Origin of the sequence: Robbsia andropogonis (assembly GCF_000970345.1) — a bacterium.
In the GTDB taxonomy this organism is placed as follows: domain Bacteria; phylum Pseudomonadota; class Gammaproteobacteria; order Burkholderiales; family Burkholderiaceae; genus Robbsia; species Robbsia andropogonis.
Map to the genome: position 1 here is coordinate 282,742 of NZ_LAQU01000003.1, position 14,934 is coordinate 297,675.

Below are 14,934 nucleotides of genomic sequence, written 5' to 3' on the forward strand. Positions count from 1 at the left end.
TCGGATCGTCTGAAGTTCAGGCCGTCTTTGGCGAGGACTGACCCTTCACACCAGATGCCGGTATGAAAGGGCGTCCGATCGCTTCATAGCGAAAGCCCAGTTCCGCCATTGACGCCGGCTCGTATAAATTGCGTCCGTCGAAAATCGCGCGCGCGTGCAGTTGCTTGATCAGCTTACCAAAGTCCGGACTTTTGAATGCGGTCCACTCTGTAACAATGATTAACGCGTCGGCGCCTTCGGTCGCATCGTATTGCGCATCCACGAATTCGAGGCGGGCCTGCGCATCGGCATTGCCTTCGAAATCAAGCGCGAACACGCGTTTGGCTTCTGTCTGCGCGACCGGATCATACGCTTTCACCTTCGCGCCACGCGACAGCAGCTCGGCCACCAGCGGGCGGCTTGGCGCCTCGCGCATGTCATCGGTGTTCGGCTTGAATGCCAAGCCCCAGACCGCGAACGTCTTGCCGCCCAAGTCCTCGCCGAAGTGTTTGGTCACCTTGTCCACCAGCACGCTCTTTTGCGCGTTGTTGACGGACTCCACCGCGTTCAGGATCTTCAGATCATGTCCGTATTCGGAACCGGTGCGAATCAGCGCCTGCACATCCTTCGGAAAACACGAGCCGCCGTATCCGGTACCCGCATACAGAAAGCTATAACCGATACGCGGATCAGAACCGATTCCACGACGAACCGCCTCGATGTCCGCACCGACTCTATCCGCCAGGTTCGCCATTTCGTTCATGAAAGAAATGCGCGTGGCCAACATCGCGTTCGCTGCATACTTCGTGAACTCCGCGGAACGCACATCCATATAACGGGTGCGTTCGTGGTTTCGATTGAACGGCGCATACAGGTTCTTCATCATTTCTCGCGCGCGCTCGCCCGTTGCGTCATCGTCGACGCCCAGCACGATCCGGTCGGGACGCATGAAGTCCTCCACCGCAGCGCCTTCCTTCAGGAACTCAGGATTCGAAACAACGGAAAAGCCGTATTTGCCGCCTTCGCTGTCGACACCGCGCGCGGCCAATGCCGCCCGAATGGTATCGGCCACCCGGCTTGCGGTGCCCACCGGCACCGTCGACTTGTCGACGATGACCTTGAAGCCTTCCATGTGTTCGCCGATCTTCTTGGCCGCGGCCAGCACATATTTCAAATCCGCCGAGCCATCTTCATCCGGCGGCGTACCTACCGCGATGAACTGCACGTCACCATGTGCCACGCTCGCCGCGACATCGGTTGAGAACTGCAGACGACCCGCGGCACGATTGCGCGCGATGATTTCCTTCAGTCCCGGCTCATGGATCGGGACACCACCATCGTTCAGGATCGCGATCTTGCGCGGGTCCACGTCAAGGCAGAAGACGTCATTGCCGATCTCCGCCAGGCAGGCGCCCGTGACCAAGCCTACGTAACCAGTGCCAATAATGGTGATTTTCATAATGTTTTATCTATCGTGTTGCGGTTATCAGGCAAGTGCATTCGACGAAGCTGCACAGGCAGCAAGGCGCTTCGCCAACGTCACCCGGATGGGCCGTTGAACGCTTTCAGGGTGCGCCATGAAAGACAACGACCCTCCGTTCTACATCAGTACGCGTTGCTGCCGATAAAGCCCTTGACGATTGTCAGCAGGACAATCTTCATATCGAACCAAAAGCTCCAGTGCTGAATATAGTACAGGTCGAATTTGACACGTGCCTCCATCTTCTCCACGCGATCCGTTTCACCGCGGAAGCCGTTGACCTGCGCCCACCCCGTAATACCGGGTTTGATCCGATACCGGTACATATATCCATCCACCTGGTCCTTATAGAGATCGTCATGGGCGATCGCATGCGGGCGCGGCCCCACCACGGACATTTCGCCGCGCAGCACATTGATGAACTGCGGCAGTTCGTCCAGGCTCGTTCGACGCAGGAACGCGCCCACCTTCGTAATCCGAGGGTCCACCTTTTTCGCCTGCGTGATGACCCCGGCCGCCTCGGTATGCACCTTCATCGAACGGAACTTATATATTTCGAACTCACGCCCGTCAACGCCCTTGCGCCACTGCTTGAAGAAAACCGGCCCACGCGACGATACCTTGACTGCAATAGCAATCGAAATCAGCAGCGGCGACAGCATCAACAGCACTACCGCGGCGAAAAGGCGGTCGAAGACCAGCTTCGGCAAGACCTGTAGTTCCGCCACTTCATTGCCGGTCAGGTTGATGGCAGGCAGACCAAGCAGATCGATGATCGAATGATTGAACAAGCTGAGACTGCGGACATCGGGGATGAATCGGATATTGACGAAGTCATTCCGAAACTCTCGCATGTACCGCATGATGTTGCGCTCCTCCGAAAGCGGCAATGCCAGCCAGATTTCGTGCACCCGACGCTGCCGCACCATGCGCACCAGTTCGTCGAAGCTCGACAGCACCGGCACGCCCGCGATCTGTTGCGGTGGTTGCAATGCCTCCGGCACGGTCGCATATGTGGCATCGATCGGCGTGAACTCCGCACTATAGATATCGCGTGAGGGATCTTCCTCCAGCACACACACCGCGCGGAAGCCTGCCTGCGGCGCTGTGCGAATGCGCGACAACACAGCCCGGCAATAACCGCCCGAACCGACGATTACCACCGCACGCTGGTTCAAGCCCTGGCGCCGGATGTTCTTCAGTAACGCATAGAAGAAGGACTTCGACAGCACAAGCAGGATGCCGCACGTCACTACCCACGCGCCCACCCATTCCCGGGATAGCGAATGCGTCCGTTGCAGGCCGAAGACCACTGCAAGGGCAAACACCATCACTACAAGCCACGCACAGATAACGCGAACCAGCAACTCGCCTATTTGCTTGCCGCGCCAGGACTGATAAATATTCAGCCCAGGAAACAGCAGTACCACGCCCAAACTGTTGAAGACCACCATGAAGTAGTCGACGTCCGACCACCGGTGGTGCGCCCCCCCACCAAAAACGAAATGCGTCCCGATGCCGCTCAACGCGACAACGAGTATATCGATCAGCCTGGCCATTAATGGAAGCATCTTTTCTTTCTCCTCCCAGGGGCTAAGAGCAATCCAACGCAGACGTGAATGTCGTTCCCGATGGATCGCATTGCCGCCCGCACCGTCGCCGGACCACCATCACCGGCCATTGGCATCCACGCCGGGTTGATACCAAAGGCTCTTCGGACTCCGCTCATCCGTCAGGTCATACAACTGGAACTGTCGATCAAGCTTCGCACCACCATCCCGTGTCAGCGGTTCCCAATTCAGGTTCGCCACACCACCGGTCGATCGACTGAGCAATGCATCGAACGGGATTTGCACATAAATACCCTTGTCAAAACTACCTTCTCCAAATTGCGCCGATGAGACGTTCGTCTTTGTTGCATAGGCGCCCATCAACACACCATTACGGAAGCGTCGCGATACATCCAGCGTCACGCCTTTATCCTTCGCCAAGTACTGGCCGACGCTGGCCTTGACTAGCACGTCGTGCCAACCTGTATCCCAATAAGCCGTCAGATGACCGGTGAAAGCTTTGTAATCGCGCATGCTGAAGTCCTGATTGAATGCGCGCTGCCTGACCTCATTGACGTCCACGCCCACCGCCAACGGGCTATTCGACGGACGATAGAGCCATTCGGCGCCGACCCCCGCATACATCGGCTCCAGCAGGCCGCCATAGACGCTGTAGTACTGGTTCGCCGTCAACTTGCCGACATGCGTCATCTGCAGGTAGGGGATCGTCAACCGGGACGTCGTCATGTACTCCCGCGCATACGTGCGGACCCGTGGCAGCGAACTGGGTGCGTCATACGTGAAGTTCGAATAGTTGTCGAACAGGCGGTAGCTGAGCCCGCCCGCGATCCACGTGTCCGATCGCAGCCGGAAGGCCGCATTCATCGTCGCGGAAATGCTGTACAACACAAAGCCATTCGGACCGCCCAGGGATTGGGAATAGCCCGGACCGAACGCGTAATAGAAGCGCTGGATCGGGGCCTTGTAAAGCGTTGGGCCTTCGTCCACCTGCGCGTTCGGTGGCGGCGCGCCTTCGAGAATCACCGGCGTCTGATCCGTGACCGGCACCGCCTGTGTCTTGCTTTGCACCCATGCCGTACGACGGACTGTGTAGGAGCGCATCGTCTGTCCGTGCACAACGGTAACGATCCGGAACGTATCGATATCGGCCGGCGCATCGCGATGCAGCACCGCCGAGATCTGATCCAGCAAACGGCGGCGATAGAAGGCCTGCGGACTGTCGAATACAATGACGAGTACATGACCATGCGACTGGATATCCAGCACTTTCCAACCGGTCTGGGCCTGGACGTCCGCCGCGGTCTTTTTCCAATCCGGCGGTGGCGCATCGGCGGCCGGGCGTTGTGGCTGCACCGGCAGCGACGGCACCTCGCTCAGCTTGCGGGTACCAAGGTTCGACAGGTTGCCGTGTAGCGTCGCGCCGAACATCAAACGATTGCCGCGCTCGAAACCCGCGCTTAAGTCGAGGTTGCGATTCAAGCGATACGTAAAACCAACATTGATCGGCAGTTTGGCGTGTGCGTTATATCCGAACGGTTCCTGCTTATAGTCATTGCCGTCGTACTCCAGCTTCAACACCAACGGAATGCTCGACAGCTGGTACTGAACGCCACCGAACAAAGAGGTACGGCCACGGAAGAATGAGTCACCGAGACCACCCGCTTCCGATGAACCCGAACCGGACCCATCCGGACGGGTGTTGAATTTACTGCTGAATATCGACAATGGATTGCTCAGGTTGCCGCGTCCGCCGATATAGCCCCACCCGAGTCCCAGCGACCAGTCAAAACCACCAGTACGCTTGCTGGCCACCAGATACTCACCAGAGAAAAGGCCGGTACCCCCAATATCCATCGCCCCGACGGAAAATTCCGGGATATACGCGGATTCCTTCCACAGCCGAACCTTCACATCGATCGATTTGTCCTTGTATGACTGGTCTCCGCTCAAAGCCTCCGCGCCGTACAAGTGATTCATGATGCTGGTGTAGCGGAACCCGAATTCGAACCAGTCGAGGGGGTGCAGCATCACATTTACACGCTGATACGGATTCACTTCGGTGAAACTGATCGACGCTTCACCGGCACGTCCCATCCGTGCGGACGGTGTCTGCAACAACCCTTCGCTGCCCCAATCATTGGCGGTGATTTGCAGGTCGGTCCCGCGGTCGTCGGCCCATCGGCTAGCCGCCGCCAGATTCGCTGCGCTGACGTTTGGCTTGATCAGTTCGTCCGGCGTCGCCGACTGCTTCAACGCCATGCTATTCGCCGTGACGGACGCCTCAGACGACGTCATCGGAGCAGCGGCACGCGCGTTATCGGCTTTGGGCACCGCATTCTGAGCAACCGTCGTCACCGCCACGGGCGCCGTACGGCGGTCATTGCCACTCGCCGAATTCACCGTATCCGCCTGGATCGATGCGCCGTTCAGCGCCGTCGCGTTCTCCGAGCCAATGACCGGGTCTACTGTCGACGACGTGGCGGCGGCAGGCGTACGTATGCCGGACGGCGGCTGTGTCGCGAGGAATTCAGCAATCTTGTCAGACACGCTTTCGGGCCAGCCACTACGGCGGCTGGGTGCCCAGATCCACGCACCGGGCGCGACGGTAACTTGTTTTTGTTCGTTCCAGATCGCGATGCCGGCCTTTGCAACGGTCCCGTCAGGCTGGGCTACCCAGGCGATTTCGGCGCGGATTCGCGGCGTGCAGGCACGTATGTAGTAGCTGGCTTCCGAATCCGGGTGATAGGGCACCGTGCAAACGTCACCATTTTCCAGGATCACGCTAACAGTATCGGGCCGTAACGGAATCGTCACCGTGTCACCCGGCGACAGCATCGGGTCGAGCGGCGGATTGACTTGCAGCCAGCGGCCATCGCCGGAAGGCACCGGCAGTCGGCCGGTAGGCTGCATGCCGGACAATCGCGCGTACAGGCCGTCACGGGTAGCTGCCTTGATGCGACGCGTGCCGGGACGATAACGAATCTGCGTGAGCAACGCGCGCCAGCGCGCCTCCTGGATCAATCGGTCTAGCGGACGCGTCCAAATCAGGGCGTGCGTGTACAGCGGCGCCGGTGCGGAACCGCCCGCGCCATTGCTGTCCAACCCCGCCTCTTCAATATGACGTTGCACGAGCCAATCACCCAGATATGTGGACTGATCAATCGTCGCCGATACTTGCGACCATGCCCGCATCGGCACACCGCAAAGCAACAGACACGACAATAGATACCGTGCGCTTTGGCCACGTGTACGTCGCACGCCACGTGCTCCATGCGCTCCCCGCGCCCCCCATTTATGCATCGACGCTTGCCCTTATGTTCAATTCGGCCAGCGCTGCCAGGAGAAGCACAGGCTCCTCGACAGACACTGCTCCCCATAAACCACTTCGCTGGTTTGTCCATCAAAACGCACCGCATAGCGCGACGCGGGCAACGCGTTTTCTCCCGACGATGTTTCACGGAACCAATGCAGCGACGGGTCCGGCACACCGTAGAAGCCGCTACGATGTGGTGCAGCAATGGGCGTAACCGTCAACTGGTCCATCAAGCCGAAGTGATAACCGGGCGACTCATCCCGCCGGCGCTGCAGCGTTGCGTCCGCGCCTATCGACTGCCAGTCGGGCTGCGCGGAAAGCCGCACGTCGGTCCATTCCACCGGCGTCCCACTTGCCGCCAATACACGGCCATTCTGCAAACGCAACACTTCGCCCGCACCGCTGTACCACACATCCACCGTACCGCCCGGCGCCGACTCCTGCGCACCGCGCGCCATCAGGAACGACTTGCCCTGCACCGTCACCAGCAGGTAGGCATACCCTTTGGTCAAGGGCGTACGCGCCACCGAGGCCTGCGAAGAACTGCGCTTGAACTTGATGTAATCCGAGACAGCGGTCACCGGCGCCGAACAGGCACCCAACAACACGGTCGCACAAACGAGAAGACGCGCAATCTGCATAGCTTGTTTTTCAACGCCCCGAGAATCCTGCTGCGCGAGCTCCCTGCCCACGCACGATGTGCCGCATGCACTGATAACAAAGGCTCCCACGCAGACAACGCGAGGAGCCCATGACATCTCAAAAAACTTTCAAACCGACGCGGCGATTTCGCCTCGCACGGCATGCCCTCCTCGCGATACCGGACGGTCAAGGCATGCGATGCGGACGTATTGCCGCCATACCCGAGCATGAAGGAGACAACCTTGTCTTCATGCGATTTGCAGTGCAGACAAAACGTGATCCTTACCCCGCACGCCCCTTCTACTCGGCAAAAGCCGGGCTGCCGCAACGCCAAGTCAGCTCGCCGGCATCTCGCTACGGACAGCATACGGAATCGATACCGCTGGAAAACGGCGCGCTTGGCGGCACATCGCGGTTCAGTCATGTCACGACGGCGTAATGCGCTACCGTCGCGTCGATAGACAACGCCGTTCGGTCCAACTGACCGCTCACAACGTTGCTCAGGCCTCGTTACCGCTGCCTGCTACCCCGACATGACCGAAAGACGGTCTGCGATCGGCAACATCAGCGGCAATCGTTGCCGCGCAGCGTGAGGACCGAACACATTCTAGTGGCGAAAAATCGTCGTCTCAACACCCAGCTTGTATCCAGACGTTTCGAAATCCCACTTTCCGATTATTACCTCGCCCTCGATTGACCGTTTTTACCATTCAATATCGCACGCCATTTTGAAATCCGCGAGACCAGTACGTGCGCCGTTTCGATGCCCCATATTGAAAGTCGACATCACCCTGTCATACGTACGCGTCACACCGTATCCCATTTCATCCAAATACCGGCCTTGGCATCTGTCGAATATCGCCCACATCCCTCGCCATACATCACCGGACCGAAGGCTGGCAACGTCATCGCCCTGGTTCGAAAGCCGCGCCGGACAATGGGCTAAGCGTCGAACATACGGTGCCGGGTCCTGCCATCGCGACATGACGCTAAAACATTAAAGCATGCTCTGGGTGAACGCGTACGCCTGCCCCGCGCAAACAACCGAAACCGGCGCATGCGTCATTAAATGGCAGACATCGCTAACGTAGGAATCCTCTGACAAGACAATGGTCATGGTGCCAATATCGCTGCCATAATGATCACGGTGATAGCATTGAAATACCCAATCGACACGCAGTTGGTCGCCAACCAAAAATAAAGAGCGATGCGCGCCCGGATGACCAATTCGTAAAAGTTGTTTTCTTCCCCAGCCGCGACAATATCCATCTGATAGCATGATGGGTCGCGTCTAATACATTATTTGCCGCCTCGCCCGCATGCGCGCCGGATCATCGGGACCGGTGCGGGCACGATCCGCACCGTATGGTGTTCGGCGGCGCAACGGCTTTGGAGCATTCATGAACCAGATTATCGATTCCGTCTCCGTGACCGCTCCGGCTGTCGGGGATACGACCAGCATTCAGCAGGTCATCCTCGCCGGCGGTTCCGGGTCGCGCTTATGGCCCCTGTCGCGCGAGCATTACCCGAAGCAATTGATCGGTTTGTTAGGAGAGCAGTCGCTGCTCGAATCGACATTGGGCCGGATCGACGGTCTTCGCACGACAAATCGCGTCGCAGCCGAGACATTGCTGGTGTGCGGAGAGGATCATCGGTTTCTGACCGCGGAACAACTTCGGGCGAACGGTCGCGCGGCGCGCATCATCCTCGAACCCATCGGGCGCAATACGGCCCCCGCATTGACCGTTGCGGCGCTTGCCGCGACGACCGATAACAATGATCCGGTCATGGTTGTGATGCCGGCGGATCATGCCGTGGCGGACCAGGACGCATTTGAAAAAGCGGTTGCCCGTGCAGCGGTATACGCACAGGAAGGAGCAGTAGTGGCGCTGGGCATCGTGCCGAATCGTGCGGAAACGGGCTATGGCTACATCAAGGCCGGCGCGAACGTCGGCGAGCACGGCGGCCATGCGCTCGAACGCTTTGTCGAAAAGCCACACCGTGAATTGGCCGAGCAGTACCTGGCCTCCGGTGAATATTGGTGGAACAGCGGCATCTTTATTGTTCGTGCCTCCACATGGCTGCGCGCGATTGCCGCCTATCAGCCGGAAATTCATGCAGCGGTGTCGGACGCGTTCGCACGCGGCAAGGACGATGGCGACTTCTATCGCTTGAATAAAACCGCCTTTACGGCGTGTCCGACGGATTCGATCGATTACGCAGTGATGGAACGGCTAGGCGACGATAGCGGCCTGACTGATATCAAGGCGGTGGTCGTGCCGTTGAACGCCGGATGGTCTGACGTTGGTTCCTGGGACGCGGTCTGGGACATATCGGAAAAGGACACGAACGGCAACGTCGCCCGGGGTCGCGTGATGTTCGAGGGCACGACGTCCACTTTTGCTCATTCCGATGGACGCCTGATTGCCTGCGTCGGCCTGACCGACACGATCGTGGTCGAAACGCCGGACGCCATCCTGGTTGCGGACAAGCAGCATGTGCAGCACGTCAAATCGATCGTCAATCAGTTGAAAAGCAACGGCGATCCGGAAGCGCAAAACCATCGCAAGGTTCATCGCCCGTGGGGTTATTACGATTCGATCGACATGGGCGGACGCTTTCAGGTCAAGCGGATCGTGGTCAACCCAGGGGCGAAGTTGTCACTGCAGATGCACTACCATCGCGCCGAACATTGGATTGTTGTAAGCGGCACGGCGGAAGTAACATGTGGTGACAATGTGATGTTGCTATCGGAAAATCAATCCACCTACATTCCGCTGGGTTACAAGCACCGCTTGGCCAATCCAGGCCGCGTGCCGCTCGAAATCATCGAAGTGCAATCCGGCTCGTATTTGGGCGAGGACGATATCGTTCGCTTCGATGACACCTACGGCCGTGCCTGAGCAGCGCGGAAAAAAGGGAGCTTTTTCTCACTAATAGAAACTCCCTCCCCGTTCACGTGGTAGCCTCTCCACGTTGCTGCCCACGCCCTCACGCCGGCAACGCCGAAATAAAGCGTGAGGCGAGGCGCATTTCACTACTTCTCGCCCCTACCCAGGGACGGCGCCGCAGGGTTACATCTATTTCATCCAGATACACTCTAATGCATCTTTGTGCGCATTAACCCCGAACAGTGTATTAATGTCGACATACCCAGAGATCGGGCACCGAATTTCAAAATTCGTCTTATTAAAGAGAACGTTTGATGCAATGACATGCAGCAATTAACATATGACGAAACAACAATCAGATTTCGGCCGATTTTTTAAATCGCTTGCGCGCCATTATGGCTTAATCAGACGTTCACTCGACATCAACTGATTTGATTCGTCGTAGTTTTATAGGCATGCGAGGACGCGCTGGCATTCATTTAGGTACATCTTAGTGGATTTATCGTCCAAAAATGAAATGATACGCATCACGCGCCCAAAAAATTACACAACGGCGATACGGCAAATCACGTGGAAAAATCAATCGGCATCCGGTGCAAATTGGCGTCCGCTACCGTATTACCAGTGAATGCCATGCCCAATACCGGACCGCCCCATGTCGCCCGGCAGGCGGCCTGGGGCCCATCTCACCACGCGGTACGTGATCGCGCGGTGTAATGCCTGGATCAGATCAAGAATCGTGTGCGATCTTCTGTAAATGCGATCCACTTTGGCGGTTTTCCACGGCCGGACCAGGTTGCGCCGGTTTCCGGATCGCGGTATTTCGGCGCAACGCTTGCACGTGTTGCTTGCTGTTTAGGCTGGCGGCCTGGCTTTCCGCCAAATCCGAGATCGGCCGCGGTAAGCTGAAAAAGCGCAATCTTCTTGAGTACGGTCTCCAGAGCACCCGCCCTGTCGCGCTCTTTCATCTCATTGATTAAACGATCCAACTCGTCCCGCTGGGCGGTCAATGCACCCAATGTATTGTCGGCTTCTTGCGCCATCGCACTCTCCTTTTACGAACGCTCATTCGTTGCCATGCGCACCACCTTTCTCATCAATAATCACATGATGTAGATGACCAATTTTTGGATTGCATGATCTGAAACTGAAACGCACTCGAATACTACATGAGAATGTTCCTTTCGATAAGAAGTCATTTATCGCTTCGTTTCAATTATGTAAACGTTCTTTTGCGAACCACCTTAAAATCGCCGCAAATGTTCATGTATTTTACTACGTCATGGCATCAAATGCCTGTATTGCCAGTATAGATAATCAGTAATAATTGCTTCCGAAGGAAATCGCGTTACGCCAACCTCATTTGAAAAATCTCCTGCCTACCTGATAGTTCACGTCACCGCTAGCAAGGTCGAACGGGTTCATACCGGGTCTCGCCAAATTTGGTAAGGTAAAAGATCGCTGCCCTTGTACGACGACAACGGACGATAAAAGGAGCAACACAATGAATGCATTCGACAAGACCACAGATGCACTGGCAGATGCCGCATCGGAAGGTGCCAAGACGGGCCGTCGGTTTAGCCGGCAGGTTGCCGCGGCTGGCGATGCGGCCGGGTCCGATATTCGCGCGCTGCTAAAAGACCTAGAATCCGCCCTGAAGGAAGGCAAGGATGACGACGTCGGCGCACTGCGATCGCGTTTGGAAGCACGTCTGGCTGACGCCAGAGCAACCTACGACGACGCGCAATATACGATTCGCCAAAAGTTGCAAGCGGCGGCAGAGACCACAGACGACTTCGTTCGGGGCCGGCCATGGGAAACCATTGGCGCAGCAGCAGGGATCGCATTCCTGCTTGGCGTGATCATCGGCCGCGGCTAGGCACTATTTCGCCGGCGAAAAAAAACATCGCGTAGCTTCGCGATGTTTTTTGGGTGTGCTGCTTGGCAGCGGCGGCACGCCGGGCCGGACAAAGAAGGCACACACTACCTTCCGTACCTTCCAGCAAGCTCAGTGCAGTGACCGCCCGGGATCAGCGAGCGGGCAGCCAATCTGACGCGGTATTAGGACGGCGCCTTCATCGACACGCTGTCGAGCAGCGTCTTCTTGCCAGCCTTGTAGTCGTACAGCGAGATCACCGGGTTTTGCACGTCCCCGTTCTTCGTGAACTGGATACGACCCAATACGCCGGTGTAATCCGTCGCGGGCATGGCCGCCAGGATCTTCGCCTTGTCGACCGAGTTGGCGCGCTTCATCGCGTCTACGATTACGTACACCGCGTCATACGTGAACGGCGCGTAGATCTGGATCGGCTGGCCGAAGCGGGCTTGATAGCGCTTCGCGAAATCCGCACCGCCAGGCATCTTTTCCAACGACATGCCGGCTTCCGAGCAGATCACGTTGTCGGTCGCATCGCCCGCCAGTTGCGACAGCTGCTCCGTACACACGCCGTCGCCGGCGAGGATTTTCGAGCGGATGGCCAATTGGCGTGCTTGCTTGGCGAACGGGCCGCCGGTAGCATCCATGCCGCCGAACATGATCACGTCCGGACGTTCTGACTTGATCTTCGTCAGAATGGCGCGGAAGTCTACAGCCTTGTCATTCGTGGCGTCGTGCGACAGCACCTTGATACCCAATGCCTTGGACTTCTTTTCGAACTCGTCCGCCAGACCTTGGCCATATGCCGTTGCGTCATCGACGATCGCCACGCTCTTGGCCTTCAACGTGGTCCCGGCGTACGTTGCCAGCGCCGGGCCTTGCTCGGCATCCGTTGCCACTACACGATAGGCTGTCTTGAAGCCTTGGCGCGTGTAGGTCGGATTCGTTGCTGACGGCGAGATCTGGACGATACCGGCGTCGCTATAGATCTTCGAGGCCGGGATTGTCGTGCCGGAGTTCAAGTGGCCCACCACGGCGACGACCTTGTCGTCCACCAGCTTCTGGGCCACTTGCGTGGCTTGACGCGGGTCACCCGCGTCGTCTTGTGCGTCCAATTGCAGCGTGATCTTCTGGCCACCAATCGTCAGGCCCTTCTTATTGATCTCTTCGATCGCGAGGCGAGCACCGTTCTCATTGTCTTTGCCCAAGTGCGCGATACCGCCTGTCAGCGGCGCGACGTGACCAATCTTAACGATTTCATCGGCGTTCGCCACACCGGCGCTAGCCGCAAAAGCCAGCGTTGCGGCGGCGAGGGGCAGCAATTTAAAAGACACATTACTCATTTAAAACGTCTCCGGTTTCCGGTTCAAGCAAAGTCAGCGCCGAATGATTGAGCGTGAGGCTGTTAAGGTCCTAAGCAGCATCTAAGACCGTGCGAGAGTGTACCGTTACAAAAAAAGTTGCCACCAATATTTGTTCTGAAGAAAAACTCTATTTGAATTTCTCTCAGAAATATGTCAGCACACTCCGTCGAGTGCGAGCGCCACTGCCGACCCGTCCACATGGCGAATCGCTCAGCTCCCGGATGTTATCTCATAAATGATGGCAAACCGACGTTTTCAACTTTGATGAAGAAGCATTTCGGCAATACAGTCGCCTGTATACACATCTTCTTGCGTCACCGGGCGATAAACGCGGCCACCATTGGTCGAGGTAATCCCGCCCGAGCGGCAGGAATGTTGGATGCGCTTAAAGTAAATGCGCTGATATATTTCTAAAATATGCTTACGGGCCGCACCGGAAAACGGCACGTACGCTTTGCGCGTGCATGGCGTGACGGACGACCATCCGCCAGATATCAGATACCAGGCTCTGATAGTAAGCGGTGTGGTGGCACGTCCGGTCGACAGCACTTGCGTGCAGTAGCGGAGGATTTCTCGCCTGCGCGCCCCATTCGGCGATTTGCCGGGCCGCGAGCCGTCAGCGCGCCACGATCTCCCGCGCACATCAGGTCAGACCGGCTTGAATGGCAAAGCGCAACAAGTCGATATCGGAAAGGAGGCCCAGCTTCAGCATGGCGGAACGCTTCTGGTTACTGACCGTCTTCGGGCTGCGGCCGACATAGGCGGCTACCTCCTTCAAAGAACGCCCGTTCGACAATAGTCGGACAATTTCCGTTTCGCGCGGTGACAGCCGCGCAAGCGACGGCCGGTTTTCCATCCAGACGCCCCGCTCGCCAAGCAACGCCGCATCGCCCCCCGCATCGGGAAAGTGGAGCAGCTCACCGTCCGTCTTCGCCGCGTCGCCGACGCCGTCATTTTCCGATGTGCCCGACCGAGTGGGTGCCCCAGCCTGCCCTGCAGCCCCCCGCGTCACCCACGTTGCCGACGTCCGCGGCGCCCGACGATCCTCGGTTGCCGGACCTGAACGTTCGGCCAGGCTGCACGCCGAGACGTCGCATCGCGTCCACTGACCGAGCGGCAACGTCTTGCCGGTGACACGATTGCTGATGCGCCGACCTTCCCGCCGAGCCTGCCCGGCTTGACCGCTTTCGGACCAAGCCACATTCCCGTTCGGCACGTTTTCCCGTGACGACAGGGCCATTGCGGCATACGTGGCGGCTAGCCTGCCCGGCACACGAGACGCAACCGGTTGGGCCGACATCGGCCCGGTCTCCAAGGTCGACCCAGATGCAACGGTGAGCATCGAGGAAGGCGCTACACACATGGCGCCGCTGGCGAGTACCAGAATCGCCTTCGTCAACACGTCGAGCGGGTCCCGCTTGCACAGGATCGCATCGACCCCCAACGCCAGCGCGGACTCCCGCAATCCCGCGCGATTGAGACTGGTATACAGAATTGTCCGAACGGACGGATGACTTACCCGAATTTGTCGCAGCAGGTACAATCCGTCCGGACTACCGCAATCCTCATCAGATATTAAGTAATCCATAACAAGTACATCGCAATGAATTGCACCTAATGCAGAAAACAATTCCTCGGGCGATCTCACACCTCCGACGAAGGTCATTGACTCAGAGCGACCGATGATGGCGCGTAATCCTTCTATCATTATCGGCTCATCATCGACCACCATTACCCGGATAGCGTCAGGCATGTCATGTCTCCTTCAGCATTCACTTATATAAGTCATCTTACTACGGGTCACTAAGCGAATGCACC

Annotated in this window: 11 protein-coding genes; 3 read left to right on the forward strand and 8 right to left on the reverse strand. The window is 57.7% G+C overall.

Annotated elements, in window-relative coordinates:
* Window positions 1-16: 16 nt before the first annotated feature.
* The 4 genes from WM40_RS04950 to WM40_RS04965 all read right to left on the reverse strand — a co-directional run bounded on the left by WM40_RS04950 (window position 17) and on the right by WM40_RS04965 (window position 6,984).
* The gene (locus tag WM40_RS04950) at window positions 17-1,438 is read right to left on the reverse strand and encodes a UDP-glucose dehydrogenase family protein (RefSeq protein ID WP_024903619.1); all 1,422 of its coding nucleotides are present in this window, start codon (window positions 1,436-1,438) and stop codon (window positions 17-19) included.
* A gap of 146 nt (window positions 1,439-1,584) precedes the next feature.
* Window positions 1,585-3,030: an undecaprenyl-phosphate glucose phosphotransferase gene (locus tag WM40_RS04955; RefSeq protein ID WP_024903620.1), complete on the reverse strand. Its 1,446-nt coding sequence runs from the start codon at window positions 3,028-3,030 to the stop codon at window positions 1,585-1,587.
* 99 nt (window positions 3,031-3,129) lie between these two features.
* Window positions 3,130-6,288: a YjbH domain-containing protein gene (locus WM40_RS27685; protein ID WP_162199035.1), complete on the reverse strand. Its 3,159-nt coding sequence runs from the start codon at window positions 6,286-6,288 to the stop codon at window positions 3,130-3,132.
* A gap of 60 nt (window positions 6,289-6,348) precedes the next feature.
* Complete coding sequence (locus tag WM40_RS04965; RefSeq protein WP_024903622.1) at window positions 6,349-6,984, reverse strand: hypothetical protein; 636 nt, start codon at window positions 6,982-6,984, stop codon at window positions 6,349-6,351.
* A gap of 110 nt (window positions 6,985-7,094) precedes the next feature.
* On the opposite strand from WM40_RS04965, the gene WM40_RS04970 reads away from it, so the two are divergent.
* Window positions 7,095-7,424 (forward strand): hypothetical protein, encoded by a 330-nt coding sequence (locus tag WM40_RS04970; RefSeq protein WP_024903623.1) that lies wholly within the window; start codon window positions 7,095-7,097, stop codon window positions 7,422-7,424.
* A 558-nt stretch (window positions 7,425-7,982) separates the two neighbouring features.
* Here WM40_RS04970 and WM40_RS29935 read toward each other — a convergent pair.
* Window positions 7,983-8,264 carry a hypothetical protein gene (locus WM40_RS29935; protein ID WP_157685037.1) on the reverse strand — a complete coding sequence of 94 codons (282 nt, stop codon included), beginning with the start codon at window positions 8,262-8,264 and terminating at the stop codon, window positions 7,983-7,985.
* Window positions 8,265-8,385: 121 nt separating this feature from the next.
* Here WM40_RS29935 and WM40_RS04980 point away from each other — a divergent pair, with 121 nt between their 5' ends.
* Window positions 8,386-9,888: a mannose-1-phosphate guanylyltransferase/mannose-6-phosphate isomerase gene (locus WM40_RS04980; protein WP_024903624.1), complete on the forward strand. Its 1,503-nt coding sequence runs from the start codon at window positions 8,386-8,388 to the stop codon at window positions 9,886-9,888.
* A 713-nt stretch (window positions 9,889-10,601) separates the two neighbouring features.
* On the opposite strand, the gene WM40_RS04985 is transcribed toward WM40_RS04980, so the two are convergent.
* Window positions 10,602-10,919, reverse strand: a complete 318-nt coding sequence (locus tag WM40_RS04985) for an H-NS histone family protein (protein WP_036009994.1) — start codon at window positions 10,917-10,919, stop codon at window positions 10,602-10,604.
* Between the two features lie 461 nt (window positions 10,920-11,380).
* Between WM40_RS04985 and WM40_RS04990 the strand changes: the two genes are divergently transcribed.
* Window positions 11,381-11,755 carry an ElaB/YgaM/YqjD family protein gene (locus tag WM40_RS04990; protein ID WP_024903625.1) on the forward strand — a complete coding sequence of 125 codons (375 nt, stop codon included), beginning with the start codon at window positions 11,381-11,383 and terminating at the stop codon, window positions 11,753-11,755.
* 182 nt (window positions 11,756-11,937) lie between these two features.
* On the opposite strand, the gene WM40_RS04995 is transcribed toward WM40_RS04990, so the two are convergent.
* Window positions 11,938-13,095: a branched-chain amino acid ABC transporter substrate-binding protein gene (locus WM40_RS04995; RefSeq protein ID WP_024903626.1), complete on the reverse strand. Its 1,158-nt coding sequence runs from the start codon at window positions 13,093-13,095 to the stop codon at window positions 11,938-11,940.
* Window positions 13,096-13,759: 664 nt separating this feature from the next.
* Window positions 13,760-14,869: a response regulator transcription factor gene (locus WM40_RS05005; RefSeq protein WP_081764938.1), complete on the reverse strand. Its 1,110-nt coding sequence runs from the start codon at window positions 14,867-14,869 to the stop codon at window positions 13,760-13,762.
* Window positions 14,870-14,934 lie beyond the last annotated feature (65 nt).

Bases quoted from the DNA above. Each gene is read 5' to 3' on its own strand.
- WM40_RS04950 (WP_024903619.1), bottom strand. From the start codon at position 1,438: ATGAAAATCACCATTATTGGCACTGGTTACGTAGGCTTGGTCACGGGC.
- WM40_RS04955 (WP_024903620.1), bottom strand. From the start codon at position 3,030: ATGCTTCCATTAATGGCCAGGCTGATCGATATACTCGTTGTCGCGTTG.
- WM40_RS04985 (WP_036009994.1), bottom strand. From the start codon at position 10,919: ATGGCGCAAGAAGCCGACAATACATTGGGTGCATTGACCGCCCAGCGG.
- WM40_RS29935 (WP_157685037.1), bottom strand. From the start codon at position 8,264: ATGCTATCAGATGGATATTGTCGCGGCTGGGGAAGAAAACAACTTTTA.
- WM40_RS05005 (WP_081764938.1), bottom strand. From the start codon at position 14,869: ATGCCTGACGCTATCCGGGTAATGGTGGTCGATGATGAGCCGATAATG.
- WM40_RS04995 (WP_024903626.1), bottom strand. From the start codon at position 13,095: ATGAGTAATGTGTCTTTTAAATTGCTGCCCCTCGCCGCCGCAACGCTG.
- WM40_RS04980 (WP_024903624.1), top strand. From the start codon at position 8,386: ATGAACCAGATTATCGATTCCGTCTCCGTGACCGCTCCGGCTGTCGGG.
- WM40_RS04990 (WP_024903625.1), top strand. From the start codon at position 11,381: ATGAATGCATTCGACAAGACCACAGATGCACTGGCAGATGCCGCATCG.
- WM40_RS04965 (WP_024903622.1), bottom strand. From the start codon at position 6,984: ATGCAGATTGCGCGTCTTCTCGTTTGTGCGACCGTGTTGTTGGGTGCC.
- WM40_RS04970 (WP_024903623.1), top strand. From the start codon at position 7,095: ATGACATCTCAAAAAACTTTCAAACCGACGCGGCGATTTCGCCTCGCA.